Origin of the sequence: Streptomyces sp. G5(2025) (genome assembly GCF_049542075.1) — a bacterium.
Lineage (GTDB): Bacteria > Actinomycetota > Actinomycetes > Streptomycetales > Streptomycetaceae > Streptomyces.
This window is the reverse complement of sequence record NZ_JBMUZT010000006.1, coordinates 4,061,282-4,081,640: the sequence shown is the minus strand read 5'-3', so window position 1 is coordinate 4,081,640 and position 20,359 is coordinate 4,061,282. Positions and strand designations below refer to the sequence as shown.

The window sequence follows — 20,359 nt, the reverse complement described above, 5'->3', positions numbered from 1 at the left end:
TACAGATGCTCGTCTGCCGTAATCAACTCGCTTAGAATGCGGACATGGACACTTCGACTCAGCCCCCGCCGCGGGCAGCGGATCTGCTCGACGCTGTCGGCCCCGCCTTCTCCCGACTGCGGCGTGCGCAGGCGCTGAATGTGGAGAAGCAGGTGTCCCGCAAGGACTTCACCAGGACGCTGGTGCTCAACATCGTCCAGGACGGGCCGGACCAGGAGGGCCAGGAGATCACCGTCGGTGTCGTGGGCGAGCGACTCGCCGTCGACCCCTCCGTCGCGAGCCGGATGGTCTCCGACTGCATCACCGCCGGTTATCTGATCCGCGCGGCCTCACAGCGCGACGGCCGCCGCACGATCCTCCAGCTCACCCCGGAGGGGCACGAGACACTCGCCCGCTTCCGCCGCCACCAGCGCGCGGCCTTCGAGCGCATCACCCGGAGCTGGCCGGAGGAGGAGCGGCTCGAGTTCGCCCGCCTGCTCATCAAGTACGTGGACTCGGTGGGTGAGTTGCAGCAGGACTCGGGCTCCGCCTGACCGTCCGGCGAGCCCACGGGAAAGGGCCCGCGGCGACCGCCGCGGACCCTGGCCCTAACTCGTCCCCGTACGGGAGCCTCGTACGAGAACTTTCCGAAGTACCGCCGTGAGCACCGCGGTCTCCTCGCCTTCCGGGTCCGCGCCCGGTGACCGCCACGCGACGACACCGTCCGGCCGTATCAGTACCGCGCCTTCGGGGCGCAGACCGCCGTAGCGCTCGCCGAAGGTGCCGTCCGGATCGGCCAGCGTGCCCGCCCCGCCGCCCGTACCCGGCAGCACCCGGTGGGCCATGAGTTTCAGGCCCAGCTCGGCGGAGGCGGAGACGGCGGCCGAGAGCCACTCGTGGCCGCGCTCCCCGGTCAGCAGGACGAAGTCCCGCCCGAACAGGTCGAGCGTGGAGACGGGTCCGCCGCCCCGCGACAGCATCACATACGGTGCCCGGGTCCCCGGCTCCCCGCGCAGCGCCCGCGGATCGGAGGCGACCGGAAGATCCGCGCCGACCGGCTCCTGGACGATCGCGGCGGAGCGGTACGCCTGGCCCGATGTCACCGTCACGGCGTCCGCGACGGCGGCCCGCTGCTCCGGGGTGGCGGTGCCGGAACGCAGGGCCAGCTGGAGGTACCCCTGCTCGGCCGTGTAACCGGCCACCGGCCGCCGTTCGGCGTCGTACGTCTCCACAAGGCCGGCCCCGCGATGCCCTCGACCACCAGGGCGAGCTTCCAGGCGAGGTTGTGGGCATCGGCGATACCGGTGTTGGCCCCGTACCCCCCGGTCGGCGGCACCACATGCGCCGCGTCCCCGGCGAGCAGCACCCGCCCGTGCACAAAGCCCTCGGCCACCTGCTCCGCCATGTCCCAGGGGAAGCGCGAACGGATCGTCACCTCGACTCCGGGCGCTCCTATGGCGGCTCCCACCAGCTCGGCACAGCGGCCGTCGGTGAAGTCCTCCAGGCTCTCGCCGTCCTCGGGCCGGTACTCGACGATCAGCGTGCCCCCGGACAACGTGTCGTCATGCACGAGGATGCCGGTGACCTGATCGTTCTTCACATGAACCACGCTGTAGCGGCGCTCCCCGAGCACCGGGCGCAGATCGGCGCCGAACGCGATGCTCACATGCCGGGACAGCACCCCGCGCCCCTGCCGGGGCACCTTCAGCGCCTCCCGCACGGTGCTGCGCGGCCCGTCGCAGGCCACCAGATAGGAGCTGCGGAAGGTACGGGTGCCGGCGTCGTCACCGAGGACGGCGGTCACTCCCTCCGGGTCCTCCGCGAAGGACAACAGCTCCGTACCGAACCGGAGGTCGGCGCCGAGCTCCACGGCCCGGTCCCGCAGCAGCGGCTCCAGGCGGTCCTGCGGCAGCAGCAGCAGCCGGGACGGGGTGAGGTCGCCCAGGTCCTCGTCGCCCTCCAGCTCCTCCTTGCTGAACAGCACCTCTCCCGCCAGCGAGGCCACCCCGGCACGAGTGCGGTGGGTGGCGAACCCCGCCCCCTCCTGTACGGCCGCATCCTCGACGCCGGCCTGCCGCAGCAGCTCCCCGGTCCGGGGGTAGTAGCCGACGGCCCTCGGATGGATGGACGTACCCGGATGGCGCTCCACCATGGTGCACCGGACCCCGTGCCGGGCGAGGAACACGGCGGTGGACAGCCCGACGAGGCTGCCGCCGACGATCAGTACGGGTGCGCTGTCGGAAGGGTCGGAAGCGGTGGTCATCGCACAGTCCCTCTCTGGGATATCGGCCTCGGACATCGGCTCTCGGAACGGACGTCGGTCCTGCTCACGGGGTCGGCAGCCCGGCCCGTCCCAGGGCCAGGTAGTCCACGACCTCCCAGTGCTCCGCGACCTTGCCGCGCTCGATGCGGAACTGGTCACAGGTGCGCATCTGAAGCGGCAGCCCGGAGGGGCCGCCCCGCTCCACGCGCCGGTGAGTGTGCCGGTCCAGGTCACGAAGACCATCACCCGGTCGTCGGCGGCGACGATGTGGTCCACGGTGGTGACCAGGTCGGGAAAGGCGGCGATGTTGTCCGCGAAGAACGCCTTGAACGCGTCGAGGCCGTCCGGCACCGCGTCCGTACGCATGTTGTGGTGCCGGTAGTCCTGGTGGTAGTAGCGCTCGGCCAGCTCCAGCCGGTGCTCGCTGAAGACGTCGCGGTACGCGCCGAGCACCAGATCCGCGTTGGCCCGCTCGGTGTCGCTGTGCGGGCCGTGCAGACCGGGGGCGGCCGGCTGACCGCTCTGTTCCGGACCGTACTCCACGCCGTGCGCGGCGAGCACGTCCCGGTCGGCCACGTTCCAGTGCTCGGCGACCCTGCCGTCCCGCAGCCGGTACAACTCGGCGGTGTGCAGCCGGAGTTCGGCTCCCGAGCGGGTGCGTCCGGTCCAGGTCGCGAAGAGCATCACCCGGTCGTTGTCGGCCACCAGGTGGTCGATGTCCGCGCGCAGCTCCGGGAATGCACGGTCCGATGTCCGCCAGCCCGCCGCCGGATCGTGCTCGACGCAGTCGGCATGGAAGAAACGGTCCGCCTCCTCAAGGCGGCGCTCGCGGTGGAGCGTCCCGTACAGCTCGCGGACCAGCTCGGCGTTGCGCGTGCGCTGCCCGGCGGGGATCACGGTGGTCATGGGGTCCTCTCGGCTCGGCTCTTGAACAAGGGGAGGATCGGGGGAAGGCGACCGCTCAGGCCTTGAGCGCGTACGTCGACCAGTAGGAGTCGGCCTCGAAGCCGAGCTTCCGGTTGAGCGCGACCACGGCCGTGTTGGCGGTGTCGTCGAAGACCTGGACCAGCGCGAGACGGCCGTTCTCCCGGGCGGCCCCGAGCAGCAGTTCGGCCGTCAGCCGGCTGGCCAGACCACGCCGCCGGTGCTGCGGCAGCACCAGCCGCTCGCCGACGTCCGCCATCGGACTGTCGCGCAGGAACACGGTGGCGTACGCGACGATCGCGGTGCCGTGCTCGGGCAACGCCGCCACCACATGGGGCAGATGCCCGGCCCGCTCCGCCTCGGCCTCCCGCGCCCGCACGTCGTCGGCGGAGGGACGCCGCACCCGGGCCTGGCCGTTGACCCGTTCCTCCAGCGCGCTCCAGGCCCGCGCGTAGGACTCCACCAGGTCGTCCGGGCAGGCACCCTGCCACGCCATCAGCCGGTAACCGGGCACCGGCCGGGCCGCAGCGGCCTGCAACACCGCGCGGGCGGGCCCGGCCAGCCGCAGCCGATGGCGCACGCTCTCGCCGATGAGTTCCGCGCCGAGCTCCGCCGCGAAGCGTTCACCGGCGGCCGCCCTGGGCGCGTCGGCCAGCAGCAGATCCCGGCCCCGCTCCCGCAGCGCCGCCAGGCCCGCGGCCGCCAGGGCCCGTCCGGCACCGCGCCGCCGGTATCCGGGGAACACCCACAGCGAACCGTGTCCCGGTCCGCTCGGATCCCCCAGATCGAGCCCGAGCTTCAGCACACCGGCCGGGGTGCCGCCGTCGTACGCGACGAGCACGATCCGCTCGGTCCCGTGCCGCCGCTGGAACAGCCGCGCCAGCAGCGCCTCCGTGACCGGCGGATCACCGGGCAGCTCCAGGCTCATGGTCTCCCGGAACCCGGGAAGCAATGCGGCGATGGCCGCCGGCTCATCGCCGTCGAGGCTACGAATCTCCATGCCCCACACGGTGGCCCGGACCTCTCGAAGCACCGTCGAGGACAACTCGACACCGGGCACCAGCGCGGAAAGAGGCGGGCCCCGTCGCACTCCAGGAGTTCCTGGAAGACGACGGGGCCCGGTACTACGGGTGGGGGCTGATCGGACCCGTCAGGCGCCGCCCGTCACGCGGAGCGTCTCGCCGTTGGTGTTTCCGTTGGCGGCCGAGCCGAGGAAGACCACGGCCCGGCCCACGTCCTCGGGCGCGGACATCCGGCCCGACGGCAGGGTCTTTCCCTTCTCCTCCAGGAAGCGCGGGGGCACATGCGCCCGCACGGTCTCGGTGCTGGTCTGCCCGGGCACCACCATGTTGACCAGGATCCCGTCGGGCCCCAGCTCCCAGGCCAGGCTCCGCATCAGCCCGAAGAGCGCGGACTTGCCCGCGCCGTACGCCCCCGCCCCGGCCTTGCCGGTGTCCGCGAGGCCCGCGCCGAGCAGCACGACCCGGCCCCACGGCCGCCCGCGCATCCACGGCAGCACCGCCTGAAGGGTGTGGAACACGGCGTCGACACCGGTGCGCAGCACCTCCTGCCACTGTTTCGCCGGTACGTCCTCGAAGCGCGGCACCGGCTGCCCGGGCCGCGGGATCGCCTCGCTCCAGACCACCGCGTTGGCCACCAGCACATCGATGCCGCCCCATTCCTCGGCGACCCGTCCCACCGCGTCCCGTATGCACCGCTCGTCCGCGAGGTCGTAGCGCACCACCAGCGGTGTCCCGCCCGCCTCGGTCACCAGCCGGGCGGTCTCCAGGGCCCCGCCCTCGTTGCTGTGGTAAGTGATCGCGACCCTCGCGCCCTCCTCCCCGTACGCCACGGCCGTGGCCCGGCCGATGCCCGAGGAGGCGCCGGTGACCAGCACGACCTTGTTCCGCAGATCCGTCCTCATGACTCCACCTCGGTCGTCGTCGGGGCACAGTGGCCGATGCTCTGCGCGTGCCGGAAGAAGTCCTCCGGGTCGTAGGCCCGCTTCACGGCGCGCAGTCGGAGACGGTTCGCGCCGAAGTACTCCGTCTCCCAGTCCCCGCCCACCCGTGAGCTGGGGAAGTTGATGTACGAGCCGCAGGCGAGCGGCTCTAGTGCCGTCGCCGCGCGGTCCGCCAGCGCGGTCAGCCGCGCCGGCGCCGCCGGGTCCGTCGCCGCCTCGCGGCAGGCGAACTGATAGCCGATCAGGAACCGTGCGTTCCGGTGGGCGTAGGCGGTCGCGGTGCCCGGCACCCGGCTCGCCGCTCCGCCCAGCGCGATGCACAGCAGATAGCGCTCCTGGCCCGCCGCGTCGAGAGCGGGGTCCCAGGCGTCGAGCAGCGCCGCCGACTCATCCCGGGTCGCGGCCCGGGCGGTCAGCCGATAGCTCTGCCTGGTGTACGGATGCCGGTGCCCCTCGGCTCCGGGACCGGTTCCGGTACGGCGGCACTGGGCCACCGTCTTCGAGCCGCACAGCGCCTCGTGCATCACCTCGGCATACCCGCCCCGCGCACCGACGGTCCGGCTCAGCGGCTTGCTCCCGGCCCGTTCCGCCAGCTCGTCCAGCCCGGCGCACAACGCCTCGTCCGGGCCCAGGTGCACGCCCCAGACCTTGACCACGGGACGCCCGCCGGGCCCGAACATGCCCGGCAGCACCACCAGCGAGGTGCCGAGTTCGTCGGGACCGTCGACGGCCCACTCCTGCCAGGCCGTCAGCACCCGCACGGCGTCGTCGTACGCCCACAGTGTCTCGAAGCCGGTCATCTCGGGCGCGTCGATCGGGAGCACCTCGAACTCCGTGACCACCCCGAAGGTGCCTCCGCCGCCACCGCGCAGCGCCCAGTACAGATCGGGCTCCTCGGTGGGCGAGCAGCGGACGGTCCGGCCGTCGGCGAGCACCACGCGTGCCGCGGTGACCCGGTCGCTGCCCAGCCCGAACCTCCGTGTCTGCCAGCCGATCCCGCCACCGGTCAGGAAGCCGCCCGCGGCGACCGTGGGAAACGTGCCGGTCACGATCTGCCGCCCCTGGGTCCGCAGGACGTCCAGCGCGTCCAGCGACTGGGCACCCGCCCCGAGCCGCACCACGGGCCCCTCGGCCACGGCGTCGTTCATCCGGGACAGGTCGACGACCAGCCCAGCACCGGTCGACCAGCCGTTGAAGCTGTGGCCGCCACCCCGGATGTGCGGCCGCACCCCGTGCTCCCGGGCGTGGCGCACGCACAGCGCGACATCCCGCTCGGAGGCGCAGTACGCGACGGCGTACGGCTCGATCGTGTCGTACTCGGTGTTCTGGAGCTGTCGGGCCAGAGCGAAACCCGCCTCGTCCGGCAGAACCAGGTCCCCGTCGAGCCGGTCCCGCAGCGCAGCCGCCCGCATCAGTCGCCGATGCCGAACTTGCTCGCGGTCACCTTGGAGCCCGCGTGTTCGCGCAGCTTGGTGCCCTGAGGGTCGAAGAACTCGGCGCCGCCGGTGCCCTGCCACTCGATGTCCGAGATGAACTCGCCCGACACCCGGACATGTGCCTCCCCCACATGCTTGCCCTCTTGATCGGCGGCCAGGATGTGGAAGCCGTACTCGAAACTGTCCGGGCCCGTGGCACGCCAGGTGCCCAGGCCGATGTTCTTGGTGTTGAGCTGGGTGGAGACGACCGAGCCGTCCGCCGAGAAACAGACGAGCCCGGGAACGGCCTTCCCGTCGTCGTCCAACTGCGTGGTCCAGGTGCCGACCAGGCGTGCGTCGCTCATCACAGATCTCCTCGATTCTCTGGGGAAGCTGGGGGAGGGGGATGTCCCGGCCAGGCTTCCGGCCCCCTCTCGAAACCCGATCGAGACGTCCTGTAGCTGGACGGCTCCTCCTGCGGAGGACGGCACTGGGGCCCGAACCCCGGATGCCAGAGCGCGGCCACATGCATGGACCCGAGCGCCACCAGGGCCCGGTAGGACGGCAGCAGGAGGAAACGCACGAGCCCCCGCCACAGAGCGCCCGGGGTGGTGCCGCGGGGCGGTGCGGCGATCTTGTCGGGATGCCCCTCGGGCAGGAACTCCGGATTGAACGGACGAAGGGACACAGCACTCCTAGGTGTCGACGCGCGGAGTCGTCAAGCAGCGCGGACGGCCATCTCCACACCGCCGTCAATGGGCAGAGGCAGCGACACATAGCCGCTGCCGGAAGACCGGACATGGGCGAGAAACCCCGCGCACAGCGTCTGAACGTCCCGCACGCCATGAGCCACCACCACCGCGCCTGGCAGCATCCGGGGCTCCACCAGCTTCAGCCGCGCGAGGAAGGACTCCGGCGGACCACCGAGCAGCAGCAGATCGACAGGCCCGGGGACGGTCGCCTGCAACCGCTCGGGACCACCCACCCGCACCTCCGCGTACTGCCCGAGTCCGGCCTCCTCGACCGCCGCCGCGGCGGCCTCGGCGCGTACGGTGTTCGGCTCGTAGCAGATGACCCGGCCACGCCCGTTCTCGCTCATCGCCGCCGCGAGCCCGGCGGTGGACGAATCGTACGGACAGCCGATCTGGAGCACATTGAGCGGTCCGGCCGCCAGAACCAACTGCCGGAGGAGGATTCCCGTGGCGGCTTCGACGGAAGGCACGGCGGAGCATTCGGTGAAAGAAGCGGCATTGGGCATGCGGAACTCCCCGTCACGAGGTTCGAGACATTCGAGGTCTCTCGGCCCGAGCGTTACAGATACCGCCCCCACGAGCGACGGCCCTGGATGCTTTCCCGAGCGAGCCTTCAGCCGCGCTCCAGACCCGCACCGGCCGAGCGCGTGCCCCCGCCGACGCCGGGCACGCTCCTGCGCACCTCCCCTGGGCGCACGTCCGCGGACCTGAGTGCGCAGCCGCTGCGTTCGCCTGCGGTTTCGCCGCGCATACCGACCTGGCCCCACAGGGTGCGAGGTGGTGTTCGTCGACATCGGCTCCAAGGGCAAGCAGGTATACGGCCCGGCGAAGCAGGACTCCGGAAGAGAGCCGGAAGGCGGCGGCAGAGGTCGATCGGCCTTGCGGGCGGCAGCCGGACGTGAGTCGGGCGGCAGGGGGACGTGAGCGGGGAGGGGCAGGCTCAGGGGTGTCAGCGGGTCAGCCGTGGTCGGAGACGGTCGGGCGGATCGTGCTGGCGCTTGTCCGTCTCGACTCCCGGGGAACTCCCATGCGTACTTTCCGCAGCCGCACCACCGTCCTCGCCGCCGCCGGCGCCGCCGTTCTCGCCCTCTCTCTACCGCCTGTGGCGGGGGCGACGCTGCGGCCAAGTCCGTCGGGGCCGGTGGAGAACACCCACCACCGTCACGGTGTCCTCCTCGAAGTCCACCGGGTCCACGCATGTGGCGGGGGGTGCCAAGAGCGGTGCCGCCGGCTGCACCACCAAGGACGTCTCCGTCAGCGCCGACCGCCACGGTGGTCCGCCGTACACGCACATCGTCCTCACCGCGAAGAACACCTCGGGCCGCAGCTGCACGATGACCGGTTTCCCGGAGATCCAGTTCCTGGAGAGCCACCGCGAGAACGTGCCGACGGTCGCCAAGAGCAAGCCCGCCGCGCCTGTCGTCCTCAAGGCCGGCGCCCCCGCCTACGCCCTCGTGAAGCTGTCGGACGGCGGTGTCCACGAGGGCAACGAGGTCGTCACCGGCTTCTCCGTCACCCTGCAGGGCGGCGGCGGCATCGCCGCCGTCACCGTGCCCGGTGAGGGTGGCATCGCCGTGGATCCGGCGAGGTGGGCCACCGGGTACTGGACTTACCAGCTCCGCAACGGCGCCGACACCTTCTGAGCCGTCGGCCTTGCGGCCAGGCCGGCCAGCGCCGCCGCCTCCTCCGTGCCCTCCTCCGCACCGAACACGTGCACCACCAGGCCCGGTTCGCCGGGCGCCGCCGGGACGTGGAGGCTCTCGAAGTCCAGGGTGAGGACGCCGGTCGCCGGGTGGCGCAGGCGTTTGCTGCCCGACGCGCACATCACTATCTCGCCGCTGTCCCAGATGCGGCGGAACTCCGCGCTGCGTGCGGTCAGTTCGGTGATCAGGGACGCCAGTTCCGTGTCGTTCGGGTAGCGGGCCGCCGCCACCCGCAGCTGGCCCACTGCCTCCGCCGCCCGGTCGGCCCAGTCCGGGTGCACGTCGTGGGAGGCGGGGTCGAGGAAGACGTAGCGCGCGTTGTTGCGGTCGCGCCGGGGCGGGTCGGCGAGGCCGCCGAGGAGTTCGGCGCCGAGGGCGTTCCAGGCGACCACGTCCAGGCGGTGGTCGGTCGCGAACGCCGGGAACCCGTCGGCCACGGCGTCCAGGACGCGCCGCAGCAGAGGGCTGACCCGGGCCTCCGGTGCCGGGCCGCGCCCGGCCGTGGCGAGAGTGGTGAGGGTGGTGAGGTGGGTGCGCTCCGCCGCGTCCAGGGCGAGCGCCCGCGCGAGTGCGTCGAGCACTTCGGGGGACGGCTGGGTGGCACGCCCCTGTTCGAGGCGTACGTAATAGTCGACGCTGATGCCGGCCAGCTGGGCCAGTTCCTCGCGCCGCAGGCCGCGTACCCTGCGGCGGTGGCCGCCCGGGAGACCGACGTCCTCCGGCGTGACCCGGGCCCGGCGGGCGCGCAGGAAGCCGCCCAGTTCCCGGCCCGTGTCTCTCCCGTCACTCTGTATGCCGCCGCTGCCCATGGACACCAGTATGGGTGGGACTGCCGGTACCAGGAACGCCGTTCCGCCGTCGCGCAGGGGGCTGGTCGGCTGCCGCCGTGCGCGAGAGCGTGGCGTCCATGAACGCGAAGAAGGTGCTCGTCATCAGCGCCCACCCCGATCCCCGGTCCCTCAATGCCGCCCTGGCCGATTTCGCCGTCGGTCATCTGCGTGCCGCCGGGCACGAGGTGCGGGTGTCCGACCTGTACGCGATGAAGTGGAAGGCGACAGTCGATGCCGATGACTACCCGGATGACTACCCGGAGGGGCACGGGGACGGGGATGCCGGGCTCACGTCTCGGCTGCATGTGATGGCCGCTTCGCAGGAGGCCACCCTCGCCGGGCGGTTGACGCCCGATGTCGCGGCGGAGCAGGAGAACGTGCGGTGGGCGGACGCGGTGGTGTTCCAGTTCCCGCTGTGGTGGTTCTCCGCGCCCGCGATCCTGAAGGGCTGGATCGACCGGGTGTTCACCGCCGGGTTCGCCTACGGGCCCGCCGTGCCGCCGCCTTACAGCGAGGGGGTCCTCGCGGGGCGGCGGGCGCTGGTGTCGGTGACGGCGGGGGCGCGGCAGACGTCGTTCTCGGACCGGGGCATCCACGGGGAGATAGGGGATGTGCTGTACCCGATCCAGCACGGCCTGCTGTGGTTCACGGGCATCGCGCCGCTCGCGCCGTTCGCCGTGGGCGGCGCCGACAAGATGTCCGAGGAACAGTTCGTGGCGGTGCGAGAGGCGTACGCGGCGCGGCTCGACGGGCTGTTCACGGACGAGACCGTGCCGTTCCGTACGCTCGTCGGCGGCGACTACGACCACGACATGCGGCTGTTGCCGGGTGTGGAGGAGCCGGGCGTCACCGGGCTGGGGCTGCACCGCCGCCCGGGGCGCGTACGCGAGCGGCTCACCTGATCTAGTCCCCGGAACCGCTGCTGCCGCCGGTGCTGTTGCTGCGGCCCTTCTTGGCGGCCACGGCGGCCAACTCGGCGGCGACGGTGGTGGCCTTGGCCACCCCGTGGACCCAGCGCGGGCCGCCCCGCGCCGCCCATACGACGGCTCCGAGGCCCGCCGCCGCGATCAGCACCGCCACGCTGAGCACCAACACCATCATCGACATCCCCACCCCACCTGACGCGGGTCTCCGTAGAGCCCTTCGTTCGGGCCCCGATCATCTCAGACCCATGGGCAGAGCTTCACTGATTCACGTCCGGCCGTGCCGCCGGAAAGCCATGGGAAGGGGGCGGGTCACGAGGGCCACGCGGTTAGGGTTGGCCTGATCCCGTGGTTCATCCGGGCCACGGGGCATGGGGAACGATCCACCGCGTGGATCCACACAGTGGGGGGCCTGACATGGCACTTTTCGGCAACGCGCACACCGTCGATCCGGCGAAGGCACAGAACGAGTACGCCCGACTGCTCGGGCACGGCGAGCAGGTGCACGCCGCGTACCTCCTGATACGCGACACCATGCTGTTCACCGACCGCCGCCTGATCATGGTCGACAAGCAGGGGATCACCGGAAAGAAGGTCGAGTACCACTCGGTGCCCTACCGCAGCATCACGCATTTCGCGGTGGAGACGGCCGGCCATTTCGACCTCGACGCCGAGTTGAAGATCTGGATCTCCGGCAACCAGGTGCCGCTGCAGAAGACGTTCACCAAGGGTGTCGACATCTACGAGGTGCAGGCGATCCTCACGCAGTTCGTGGCGCGCTAGGGCCACGCCGCGCGGCTCCGGCCGGAGTTGGCACGCCGATGCCTTCCGCCCGGTGCCGCGCGTGTGCTTGCCTGGGGGTCGTTTCGGCTGTCTGGGGCGGGAGTTGCCGGTGAGGAAGCTGTGGGCCGCGGGGGTGCTGGCCGGGGCGTTGCTGCTCGCCGGGTGCGGGGACCCGGGGGCCGGGGGCGAGGCGGCGCCGCAGAACGTGCCGGACGCCCCGCGCGCCGCGCCGGCCGAGCGCGAGCCCTCCGCGCCGCCGCCCTCGGCGACCTCCACCGCCCGGCAGCGGATCGCCGACAAGCCCGCCCCCAAGGTGCTCTATCTCGGGGACTCCCTGGCCATGGAGAACCAGGACGTCCTGGGCGCCCGGCTCAAGGACCGTCTCGGGGCCCGGTACCGCAGCGCGCCCTACTCCGGCACCACCCTCTGCGACTACCTCGAAGGCGCCGGCAAGGACTCCCTCGTCCCCGACGCCGACAAGGCCGCCGCCCTGGTGCGTGCCGAGCGGCCGGATTACGTGGTGCTCCAGTTCTGGGGCAACGCGTGGGGTTATACGCCGTGCATGGACGGCATCACGTACGACAAGGCGCGCGAGAGGTATTTCGACCGGTACGCCGCCGACGCGAAGTCACTGGTCCAGCAGATCGACGCCGCCGGTGCGGGGCGGACGCGCGTCGTGTGGGTGCTCCAGGGGCCCGATCCGATCTCGCCCGACCGCGTCCGCCGCGTCAATGACCTCTACCGGGCGCAGGCCCGCGCCCCAGATGGTCTCGTGGCCGACGCCGGCAAGGCGGTGGCCCCGGCGTCCGCGCGGTACACCTGGGCGGAGAAACTGCCGTGCACCGCGTACGAGACGCAGCACCCGGCGTACTGCACGGAGCCCGGGCGGGGCGTCACCTCGCTCCACCGCGACGACGACTACCTGCACTTCTGTCTGGCGCCGACCACAGCCAAGTCACGGCCGTGTCCGGCCCGTTCACCGGGCATCCGCCGTATGGCCACCGCCATCGCCGGGGCTCTCGCGTCCGACCTCCGGTAGCGCGTGCGTTCGGCGCGCACTCGGCGCGCGCTCGCCGGGCGGCCGCGGCGGCCCGGCCGAGGGACGCCCATTCGGAGTAGGCCCGGTCGCCGCCCACGGCCCGCCGTCACACGCTGTGAGTCCGCGACAGAGGACTCCGCGACGGAGGACCGAGGAAAGAGGCGGCCATGAGCAGCGCGACGCCCCCTACGCCGGGCGGCCACCCCCACCCCCATACGCCGGGCCACCCCCACCCGGTGGAGGAGAACCCGTGGGCCACCGGCGGCACGATGTTCGCCGGTGTCCTGATGCTGGTGAACGGCGTCCTCGGCGTGTTCGTCGGCATCGCGGGCATCGCCAAGGACGACGTGTACGAACGCGTCGGCGACTACGTGTACAAGTTCAACCTCACCACGTGGGGCTGGATCCACCTGGTGCTCGGGCTCGTCATCGCGGTCACCGGCTGGGGCGTCCTCAAGGGTGCGGCCTGGGCGAAGGCGGCCGGCGTGGCGCTGGCGGCGCTCGGCGTGGTGGCGCAGTTCCTGTGGCTGCCGTACACGCCGGTGTGGGCGTTCATCTCGATCGCGCTCGGCGTCTTCGTCATCTGGGCGCTGTGCACGGACCGTTCGGACGTGGCCGGGCCCTGAAAAGGGACCCGGGGCCGGGCTAGTACGCGGCGGGGCCGCCGTTCGCCGCGACGGTGTCGGAGACCGCGCGGACGAACGCCTCGGAGCGGGCGTTGGTGCCCGCCGTGCGCCAGATCAGCGCGACGTCGGCGGAGGGCACGTCACGCAGTGGTACGAAGACGACGTCGGGGCGGGAGTAGTACCGCTGCACGGAGGCGACCATCGGGGAGATCCCCTGGCCGGTGGCGACCAGTGTCATCAGTTCCTGGAAGCTGGCGACGGCCTGGCCGCGGCGGATCTCGCGGCCGCTGGGCGTGCGGCGCGGCACGTGGAAGTCCCACCAGTAGGCGGGCGCGCCGTTGGCGACGCCGAAGAAGGTCTCGCCCGCCATCTCCTCCAGGGAGACCGACGCGCGTGCGGCGAGCGGGTGGCCGAGCGGCAGGGCGAGGACGCGCGGTTCGTTGACGACGACGGGGCCGACCGTCAGGTCCGGCTCGGTCACCGGCAGGCAGGTGAAGAGCACGTCGATCTCGCCGCCGCGCAGGGGGCCCAGCGGGTCGTGGAACTGCGTCTCGCGTATGGCGATCTCGCAGCCGGGGCAGCGGTCGCGGAACGTCGCGAGGATCGGCGCGGTCAGCGAGCCCGCGCCCGAGCCGAGGAAGCCGACGTGCAACTCGCCCTCGACGCCCCGCGCGGTGTCCTTGGCGCGCGCCACGGCCGCCTCCAGCTGCGCGTGCAACGGCGCCACGTCCTCGTACAACTGCCGTCCCAGGGGTGACATGCGCACCACCCGGCTGGTGCGTTCGAAGAGGGGGGCGCCGATCTTGCGCTCCAGCTTCTTCACCGTCTGGCTGACGCGGGCCTGGGAGAGCAGGAGGCGCTCGGCGGTGCGGCCGAAATGCAGCTCCTCGGCCAGTGTCAGGAAGGTCTCCAGCTCCTGCCGTTCCATCGCATACCCCCTGTGACCTGCGTCGATAAGCGTGAACGCAGGGATCGTTTCATGGATCGCCGTTGATCGGGCCGGGTGGCCGGTGGATCTTTGGAGCACCGGTTCGGCACCCGTGCCGGCACCCGCACCCCGTCTTCTTGGAGCGGGCCTTTCTCTCAACTCTCCGGAGATCACGATGATTTCGCGTGCCCGTATGACCGCCGTCGCCACCGCCACCGCCACCGCCACCGCCCTCGCGCTGACCGCCGGGGCCGTCCTGAGCGGTGCCCATGCCACTTCGCCCGCCACTTCGCCCGCCACTTCGCCCGCCACTTCGGCCGCCACTTCGGCCGCCAAGAAGTCGGAGGCGGGGTGGTCGGCCGCCTGGGCCGCCGCCCCGCAACGGCCCAGCACCGGCTTCAAGGCCAACTGGTCGGAGGCCGGTTTCGACGGGCAGACGCTGCGCCAGGTCGTCCGCGTCACCGAGGGCGGCGACCGGGCCCGTATCAGGCTCTCCAACCGGTACGGCGCCTCACCGCTGCGAATCGAGAGCGCCACCGTCGCGCGGACGGAGAAGGGGGCGGAGAAGAGAGTGAAGAAGGGGGCCGCGGTGGAGAAGGGCTCGGTGCGGCGGCTCACCTTCGACGGGAAGCGCTCGGTCACCATCCCGGCGGGCGCCGACCTGTCCAGCGACGCCGCCGCGCTGGACCTCGCGCCCCGGGAGTCCGTGACCGTCACGCTGCACCTCGCGGGGACGACGGGCCCGGCCACCTTCCACGCCCAGTCCTTCGCCACCAGCTACCGCGCGGACGGCGACCACACCGCCGACACCGGCGCCAAGGCCTTCGGCGAGTCGACGGAGTCCTGGTATTACCTGGCGGGCGTGGACGTGAGCGGCGGCGAGCGCCCGGCCCGGCGGGACGGTGTCGTCCTCTTCGGCGACTCCATCACGGACGGCTTCGCCTCCTCCACCGACAAGAATCGCCGCTGGTCCGACGCTCTCGCCGAACGTCTCGCCGCGGCGGGCGACCAGCGGCCCGTCCTCAACGCCGGCATCGGCGGCAACCTCGTCCTGAACGACTCGGCCTGGTACGGCGAGCGGAGCGCCAACCGTTTCGCGCGGGACGCCCTCGACCTGCCCGGCGTCGGCACGGTCGTCATCCTCGAAGGCCTCAACGACATCGGGTTTTACGAGGGCGACCACCCCACCTACAGGCCCGCTCCGAAGGTCACCGCCCGGCAGCTCATCAACGGCCACCGCGAGCTGATCCGCGAGGCCCGCGCCAAGGGCGTGCGGATCGTCGGCGCGACGCTGCTGCCGCTCGGCGGCTCCGACCACTACGGCACTCACTCGGCGAAGGTGAGCGACGCGTTCAACAAATGGGTGCGCACGTCCGGTGAGTACGACGCGTACGTCGACTTCGACAAGGCCCTCGCCGACCCGGGCGACCCGGAGCGGATCGCCCCCGCGTACGACAGCGGCGACCACCTGCACCCGAACGACGCCGGGTACCGGGCGATGGCCCGCGCGGTCGACCTGAAGTCGCTGTAACCGCCGGGCGCGTTCCCTGGGTTCCCGGGCTCACTCCGTCGTGTAGTAGCGGTAGAACGTCACCGCGAAGACGCTCGCGGCGGCCAGCAGTCCGAAGATCGTGGACCGCACCACGCTCGCCCCGCCCGCGCTGACCAGGAAGCCGAAGCTGATCCCCGCGAACACCGCCCACGACATGGCGCGCAGTTCGCGGGGGAGCGTGGGCGCGATCCGGTGCAGGGCGTACATGAGGACGGCGAAGACGAGACCGGCGAGGACGCCGAACAGGGCGCTCCCGGCGGTGAGCGGGCCGCCGTCGCGCCGGATCAGGCCGGCCCAGAGGCCGTAGACGATGCCCATGGCCAGGGCGAGGCCGGCCCAGCGGGCGGCGTTCGACGTGGCCCGCGAGCGGCGGGTGCGGAAGGCGGGTGCGGCGTGTGCCATGACGGTTCCCTTCTCTGTGCCCTGTCTGTCCGTCCGTGCCGGACGTACGTCAGCGGTCGCGGTACGCGCACGGGTCGTGGTGGCAGTCCCGGTCCCGCCACTGCGGGCACGGGTCGGCGGCGGAGCAGCTCGGCACGTGACGGCCGTGGGTGTCGACGTAGGCCGCGCTCACCCAGCCACGGACGCCGGTCAGCCAGTACCAGTGCGCGTTGCCGTGCACCGTGGTCGTGCCCTTGACGGAGCACTCGACGCGGTCCTGGCTGCCGTGCGGGAGCTTCGCGACGATCCTGCCGTCGGTGCCCGGCCGGTCCCTGACCTTGAGGTCGGGGCCCGAGACGACGGTGCCCCAGATGACTCCGCGGTCGTTGTCGGCGGGGGTCGCGGCGGTGGCCGCGGCCGCGCTTCCGGCGGGTCCGGCGGTCAGCACCGCCGCCGCGCACGCGGCCCCGAGCGTCAGAGCGATTCGCATGATCGGCCTCCTCGTTCCCTGATCCGGGAAACGCCGGTTCATCCAGGAAACACCCGTTCGGCCCAGCGCTCCACCGGAGCCCGCGCCACACCGGAAACCGATGAGTTTCCGGGGCGGACATGAGCGGCACGGCCATCGAGACCGTGGGTCTGATGAAGACCTTCGGCGACAACCGCGCGCTTCCGGCCGGACGGCGGGTTCGTGGGCGTCGTGGCCGGGATCGCGGTCCTGCTCGTCTTCTCCTTCGCGTTCTCCTGGATCTGGACGATCTTCGGGCTGCGGGCCGGTGACGATGCGGTAGTACAGCCGCAAGTAGAGGTGCGGTGGTCGGACCGGCCACGGTGGACGCCGTTGCCCCATATGCAGTCACCCCGGTCGCATCCCGCGTGGCCGGGGCTTTGCCTGTAGACGTGCCGAAAACCGCCCTGTCCGCCGTCCTGCTCGTCCTCGCCTGCCTCCTGGTCCCGCTCGGCGCGCTCTCCACCTGGGCGAAGTACGAGATCGGGGACCGGGACAGTTACGTCGCCACGATGGCGCCGCTCGCCTCCGACGACGCGGTGCGCACGGCGGTGGCGGACGAGGTGACCGGCGCGGTGATGAAGGAGGTCGACGTGGGCCCGCTCCAGGGCGCGGTCGAGGCGTTCGTACGCGACGCGGTGCGGTCGTTCACGGAGACGGCGGCCTACAAGATGGCCTGGGACGCGGCGAACCGCGCGGCGCACGACGCCGTGCGGCGGGCCTGGAGCGACGACTCCGACGGTGCGGTCACCATCGACCTCGCCCCCATCACCCAGCAGATCAAACAGCAACTGGACGACGACGGCGTGCCGTTCGCCTCGAAGATCCCGGTACGGCACACCGAGATCACGGTCCTCCAGTCCAAGGACCTCGGACAGCTGCGGCAGTGCTTCCACGTTCTCCAGGTGGCCGGAGCCCGGCTCGCGGTGGCGGCAGCCGTCCTCGCCGTCACCGGCGTCCTCCTCGCCACGCGCCGCCGCAGGGCGGCCATCGCCACGGCGCTCGGCGCGGCCCTCGCCGCCGCGGCCCTGGCGGCCGCCGTCGCGATCGGCCGCGCCCTCACCCTCGACGACCTGCCCTCCGACATCTCGCGCGAGGCGGGCGCCGCGGTGTACGACGCGCTGACGGCGTCCGTGCGGGCCGCTTCGTGGGTACTGGTGGGCGCGGGGCTGCTGGTGGCCTTGGGGGCGTGGCTGTTTCCCCGGCTGCGCCGAGCGGCGGCCGCGTGAGCGATATCGGGGAGCGGGTGCGGCGGGGCGGGCGGGGCCGGAGGATCGCGTGAGGCCTCACACCACCACGCCTCGCGCCTTCTGCTGAAAGGCCGCGTCGCGAAACTCGCGGGCCAGGGCAGCTCCCCGTCGATTACGGTCCGATGATGCGCACGACCACAGCCACGACCACGGCCACGACCTCGCCCGCCGCCCGACCGACGACCACCCTTTGGCGGCCCACCGGGCCCGAGGAGCTGGACCTCGTCGCGGCGTCCGGGTGGGTGGCCTGGCCGCCACGGCTGCCCGAGCAGCCGATCTTCTACCCGGTCCTGAACGAGGACTACGCGATCCGGATCGCCCGCGACTGGAACGTCCCGGCATCCGGCTCCGGGTACGTCACCCGCTTCGAGGTCGACTCCGCGTTCCTGGACCGCTACCCGGTCCGGCAGGCGGGCGGCGAGACGATCCTCGAACTGTGGGTGCCCGCCGAGGAACTCGGCGAGTTCAACCGGCACATCGTGGGCCGCATCGAGGTCGTCCGTGAGTTCCACGCTGAATTCCACGCTCAGTTCCACTCTGAGTTCCACTCCGAGTTCCGTGCTGCATTCCACGCCCAGCCCTGAACCGGCCGCGCTCCTGGTCCCGTACCCGAGGAGCAGCACCGCCGTGCTGCTCACCGAGGCGGCCGCGCGGCGCGGGCTGCCGGTCGTGGAGCGGGCGCCCGGCGTGCCCAGGGACCTGCACTGGTACGGCGGCCCGCTCGCCGCCGACCGGATCGCCGCCCCCGCCGGCATCGCCCTGCTCGAACCGTCCGACGCCTGGCTCGCCGCCCTGCCGTACGAACTCACCTGCCGCCTCGTCGAGTCGACGACGCTCGGCGAAGCGCGGAAGCTGCCGCGGCCAGCCTTCGTCAAGCCGCCGTCGGACAAGACGCTCCCGGCGGCCGTGTACGCGGACGGCTCCCGGCTGCCGCCGCCGGACGCCGCGGCCCGGATCACGGACGACGCCCCCGTACTGGTCAGTGAGGTCGTCGAGTTCGCCGCCGAGTACCGGTGCTTCGTACGGGACGGGCACGTCGTCACCGGCAGCCGGTACGCGGTGCGCGGGCTGCTCGATCCCGGGCCGCTCACCGCCGGCGCCCGCGCCTTCGCCGGCCGGGTGCTCGCGCGGTGTGCCGGGACGGGGCCGTGCATGCCCGGCGCCGTCGTCCTGGACGTCGGGTCGCTGGCCGACGGCCGCTGGGCCGTGGTCGAGGCCAACATGGCCTGGTACGCCCACTGCTACGCCGCCGACCCGGAGCGCGTCCTCGACGTCGTCCTCGCCGCCACCGGCCCGCACCACGCCGTCGCCCTCGCCGACCGCCCCTTCCTCCGGTCTCCTCGGCCCGGGCAACCGCCGTCCGCCCCGCCCCGTCTCTGAGGGAGGATGCGGGCAGCCAGTGCGGCAGCCAGCCACCGAGACGAGAGGTCCACCCCTTGCGCAGTAGGGACAGCGGGGACAGCTTGACCCTCACCCCCGACGCCGACGCCGACGCCGACGAAGACATGGCGGAACGTGCGCCTCGGCGCCGGGGGCGCGGCGCTGCGTGGGTGGCCGGGCTGTTGCTGGCCGGGGCCAGTGGGGTCCTCGGCTTCCGCGTCGCCGACTCCGACGGCTTCACACCCGTACCGCAGTTGCTCGCCTTCCTGCCCTGGCTGCTCGTGCCCGCCGTCGGCGGCCTGGCGCTCGCCGTGCTCGGCCGCTGGCGGGTCGGCATGGTGTGGGGCGTCGTCGTGCTCGGCCTCGTCGCCTGGTACGTGGAGCCCTACGGCAACACCGACGCGCCGCGCGGCCCCGCCGTCGCCGAGCTGCGCGTGATGACGTCGAACGTCGAGTACGGGCGCGGCACGAAGGGGCTGATCGAGGCCGTACGCGAGGAACGGCCCGACCTTTTGTTCGTCCCGGAGTGCGACCACGCCTGCGCCGCCCTGCTGCGCGAGGAGTTGCCCCGCGCCGACTACCCCCACCGCGAGGCCGTCGCCGCGTACGGCCCCGAGGGCTCCGTCATCCTCTCCAAGGTGCCGCTCAAGGACCCGCACCGCGTGCGGGCCACCCTCGGCATGCCGGGTGCCGTCGCCGACGTGCAGGGCCATCCGGTACGCATCCTGCTCGCGCACCCCATGCCGCCGATGCCCCGCGAGGTCGGCCTGTGGCGCTCGGAGATGCGCAAGCTCCAGGAGTACGCCGCCGCCGGTGACGGCAGGTCCACCATCATCGCCGGGGACTTCAACGCCACCCAGGACCACGCCGCGTTCCGCTCGGTCCTCGACCAGGGGCTGCGCGACGCCGCCCGCCTCGACGGCGCCTCGCGCGCGCCCAGCTGGCCCACCACCGTGCCCGCGCCGCTCGGCACGCAGATCGACCACGTCCTCGCGACCCCGGACTTCGCGGCCCGCGACGCCCGTTTCCTGGAGATCGGCAACACCGACCACCGGGCACTCGTCGTCACGCTCACGCTTCACCGGCCGGAAGCAACAGACCGCTGATCCACCGGCCGTCCACCAGCCGCCTACCGGCCGCCCACCCGCCGGGGCAAGCCA

General features: G+C 72.3%; 23 protein-coding genes and 1 pseudogene. 12 read left to right on the top strand and 12 right to left on the bottom strand.

Annotation, left to right across the window (positions count from 1 at the left end; genetic code table 11):
* The first annotated feature begins 44 nt into the window (after positions 1 to 44).
* Entirely contained in the window at positions 45 to 533 is a 489-nt protein-coding gene (locus ACOBQB_RS29350) for a MarR family winged helix-turn-helix transcriptional regulator (RefSeq protein ID WP_423595839.1), read from the top strand.
* Positions 534 to 587: 54 nt separating this feature from the next.
* On the opposite strand, the gene ACOBQB_RS29345 is transcribed toward ACOBQB_RS29350, so the two are convergent.
* The 7 genes from ACOBQB_RS29345 to ACOBQB_RS29315 all read right to left on the bottom strand — a co-directional run bounded on the left by ACOBQB_RS29345 (position 588) and on the right by ACOBQB_RS29315 (position 7,802).
* A complete protein-coding gene (locus tag ACOBQB_RS29345) occupies positions 588 to 1,181 on the bottom strand; it encodes a hypothetical protein (protein WP_423595837.1) in 594 nt (197 codons plus the stop codon).
* Positions 1,085 to 3,148 carry an FAD-dependent oxidoreductase gene (locus tag ACOBQB_RS29340; RefSeq protein ID WP_423595835.1) on the bottom strand — a complete coding sequence of 688 codons (2,064 nt, stop codon included), beginning with the start codon at positions 3,146 to 3,148 and terminating at the stop codon, positions 1,085 to 1,087. Before ACOBQB_RS29340 ends, ACOBQB_RS29345 begins: the two co-directional genes overlap by 97 nt.
* Before the next feature lie 55 nt (positions 3,149 to 3,203).
* The gene (locus ACOBQB_RS29335; RefSeq protein WP_423595833.1) at positions 3,204 to 4,166 is read right to left on the bottom strand and encodes a GNAT family N-acetyltransferase; all 963 of its coding nucleotides are present in this window, start codon (positions 4,164 to 4,166) and stop codon (positions 3,204 to 3,206) included.
* Positions 4,167 to 4,316: 150 nt separating this feature from the next.
* Positions 4,317 to 5,090 (bottom strand): SDR family NAD(P)-dependent oxidoreductase, encoded by a 774-nt coding sequence (locus ACOBQB_RS29330; protein WP_423595831.1) that lies wholly within the window; start codon positions 5,088 to 5,090, stop codon positions 4,317 to 4,319.
* On the bottom strand, positions 5,087 to 6,541 hold the full coding sequence (locus tag ACOBQB_RS29325; RefSeq protein WP_423595829.1) for an FAD-binding oxidoreductase: 1,455 nt from the start codon (positions 6,539 to 6,541) through the stop codon (positions 5,087 to 5,089). Before ACOBQB_RS29325 ends, ACOBQB_RS29330 begins: the two co-directional genes overlap by 4 nt.
* Entirely contained in the window at positions 6,541 to 6,909 is a 369-nt protein-coding gene (locus ACOBQB_RS29320; RefSeq protein ID WP_423595827.1) for a hypothetical protein, read from the bottom strand. The genes ACOBQB_RS29325 and ACOBQB_RS29320 overlap by 1 nt, the downstream gene beginning before the upstream one ends.
* Positions 6,910 to 7,262: 353 nt before the next feature.
* Positions 7,263 to 7,802 carry an O-methyltransferase gene (locus ACOBQB_RS29315; protein WP_423595825.1) on the bottom strand — a complete coding sequence of 180 codons (540 nt, stop codon included), beginning with the start codon at positions 7,800 to 7,802 and terminating at the stop codon, positions 7,263 to 7,265.
* A gap of 660 nt (positions 7,803 to 8,462) precedes the next feature.
* Here ACOBQB_RS29315 and ACOBQB_RS29310 point away from each other — a divergent pair.
* A complete protein-coding gene (locus tag ACOBQB_RS29310) occupies positions 8,463 to 8,939 on the top strand; it encodes a DUF4232 domain-containing protein (RefSeq protein ID WP_423595823.1) in 477 nt (158 codons plus the stop codon).
* Here ACOBQB_RS29310 and ACOBQB_RS29305 read toward each other — a convergent pair.
* The gene (locus ACOBQB_RS29305; RefSeq protein ID WP_423595821.1) at positions 8,906 to 9,808 is read right to left on the bottom strand and encodes a helix-turn-helix domain-containing protein; all 903 of its coding nucleotides are present in this window, start codon (positions 9,806 to 9,808) and stop codon (positions 8,906 to 8,908) included. The genes ACOBQB_RS29310 and ACOBQB_RS29305 overlap by 34 nt on opposite strands.
* Before the next feature lie 98 nt (positions 9,809 to 9,906).
* Between ACOBQB_RS29305 and ACOBQB_RS29300 the strand changes: the two genes are divergently transcribed.
* Positions 9,907 to 10,731: an NAD(P)H-dependent oxidoreductase gene (locus ACOBQB_RS29300; RefSeq protein WP_423595819.1), complete on the top strand. Its 825-nt coding sequence runs from the start codon at positions 9,907 to 9,909 to the stop codon at positions 10,729 to 10,731.
* Position 10,732: 1 nt separating this feature from the next.
* On the opposite strand, the gene ACOBQB_RS29295 is transcribed toward ACOBQB_RS29300, so the two are convergent.
* Entirely contained in the window at positions 10,733 to 10,936 is a 204-nt protein-coding gene (locus ACOBQB_RS29295) for a hypothetical protein (protein WP_423595817.1), read from the bottom strand.
* A gap of 233 nt (positions 10,937 to 11,169) precedes the next feature.
* Between ACOBQB_RS29295 and ACOBQB_RS29290 the strand changes: the two genes are divergently transcribed.
* From ACOBQB_RS29290 to ACOBQB_RS29280, 3 genes are all read left to right on the top strand, one after another.
* Positions 11,170 to 11,535 carry a PH domain-containing protein gene (locus ACOBQB_RS29290; protein WP_423595815.1) on the top strand — a complete coding sequence of 122 codons (366 nt, stop codon included), beginning with the start codon at positions 11,170 to 11,172 and terminating at the stop codon, positions 11,533 to 11,535.
* Between the two features lie 109 nt (positions 11,536 to 11,644).
* Positions 11,645 to 12,574 (top strand): SGNH/GDSL hydrolase family protein, encoded by a 930-nt coding sequence (locus tag ACOBQB_RS29285; RefSeq protein WP_423595813.1) that lies wholly within the window; start codon positions 11,645 to 11,647, stop codon positions 12,572 to 12,574.
* A 167-nt stretch (positions 12,575 to 12,741) separates the two neighbouring features.
* Positions 12,742 to 13,200, top strand: coding sequence for a DUF7144 family membrane protein (locus ACOBQB_RS29280; RefSeq protein ID WP_423595811.1), 459 nt, complete (start codon positions 12,742 to 12,744; stop codon positions 13,198 to 13,200).
* Positions 13,201 to 13,219: 19 nt separating this feature from the next.
* On the opposite strand, the gene ACOBQB_RS29275 is transcribed toward ACOBQB_RS29280, so the two are convergent.
* Positions 13,220 to 14,128, bottom strand: coding sequence for a LysR family transcriptional regulator (locus ACOBQB_RS29275; RefSeq protein ID WP_423595809.1), 909 nt, complete (start codon positions 14,126 to 14,128; stop codon positions 13,220 to 13,222).
* Between the two features lie 193 nt (positions 14,129 to 14,321).
* Here ACOBQB_RS29275 and ACOBQB_RS29270 point away from each other — a divergent pair, with 193 nt between their 5' ends.
* Positions 14,322 to 15,659 carry an SGNH/GDSL hydrolase family protein gene (locus tag ACOBQB_RS29270; protein ID WP_423595807.1) on the top strand — a complete coding sequence of 446 codons (1,338 nt, stop codon included), beginning with the start codon at positions 14,322 to 14,324 and terminating at the stop codon, positions 15,657 to 15,659.
* A gap of 30 nt (positions 15,660 to 15,689) precedes the next feature.
* Here ACOBQB_RS29270 and ACOBQB_RS29265 read toward each other — a convergent pair whose 3' ends face one another.
* Both ACOBQB_RS29265 and ACOBQB_RS29260 read right to left on the bottom strand, forming a co-directional pair.
* A complete protein-coding gene (locus ACOBQB_RS29265) occupies positions 15,690 to 16,082 on the bottom strand; it encodes a hypothetical protein (RefSeq protein WP_423595805.1) in 393 nt (130 codons plus the stop codon).
* 49 nt (positions 16,083 to 16,131) lie between these two features.
* Positions 16,132 to 16,551 carry an SH3 domain-containing protein gene (locus ACOBQB_RS29260; RefSeq protein WP_423595803.1) on the bottom strand — a complete coding sequence of 140 codons (420 nt, stop codon included), beginning with the start codon at positions 16,549 to 16,551 and terminating at the stop codon, positions 16,132 to 16,134.
* A 180-nt stretch (positions 16,552 to 16,731) separates the two neighbouring features.
* Here ACOBQB_RS29260 and ACOBQB_RS29255 point away from each other — a divergent pair.
* From ACOBQB_RS29255 to ACOBQB_RS29235, 5 genes and pseudogenes are all read left to right on the top strand, one after another.
* Positions 16,732 to 16,830 (top strand): annotated as a pseudogene (locus ACOBQB_RS29255) (ABC transporter permease); the annotation flags it as partial.
* A gap of 131 nt (positions 16,831 to 16,961) precedes the next feature.
* Entirely contained in the window at positions 16,962 to 17,798 is an 837-nt protein-coding gene (locus ACOBQB_RS29250) for a hypothetical protein (RefSeq protein ID WP_423595801.1), read from the top strand.
* Positions 17,799 to 17,944: 146 nt separating this feature from the next.
* Positions 17,945 to 18,403 carry an ADP-ribosylation/crystallin J1 gene (locus ACOBQB_RS29245; protein WP_423595799.1) on the top strand — a complete coding sequence of 153 codons (459 nt, stop codon included), beginning with the start codon at positions 17,945 to 17,947 and terminating at the stop codon, positions 18,401 to 18,403.
* On the top strand, positions 18,378 to 19,199 hold the full coding sequence (locus ACOBQB_RS29240; RefSeq protein WP_423595797.1) for an ATP-grasp domain-containing protein: 822 nt from the start codon (positions 18,378 to 18,380) through the stop codon (positions 19,197 to 19,199). Before ACOBQB_RS29245 ends, ACOBQB_RS29240 begins: the two co-directional genes overlap by 26 nt.
* A gap of 125 nt (positions 19,200 to 19,324) precedes the next feature.
* Positions 19,325 to 20,305 (top strand): endonuclease/exonuclease/phosphatase family protein, encoded by a 981-nt coding sequence (locus ACOBQB_RS29235; RefSeq protein WP_423598833.1) that lies wholly within the window; start codon positions 19,325 to 19,327, stop codon positions 20,303 to 20,305.
* Positions 20,306 to 20,359: the final 54 nt, after the last annotated feature.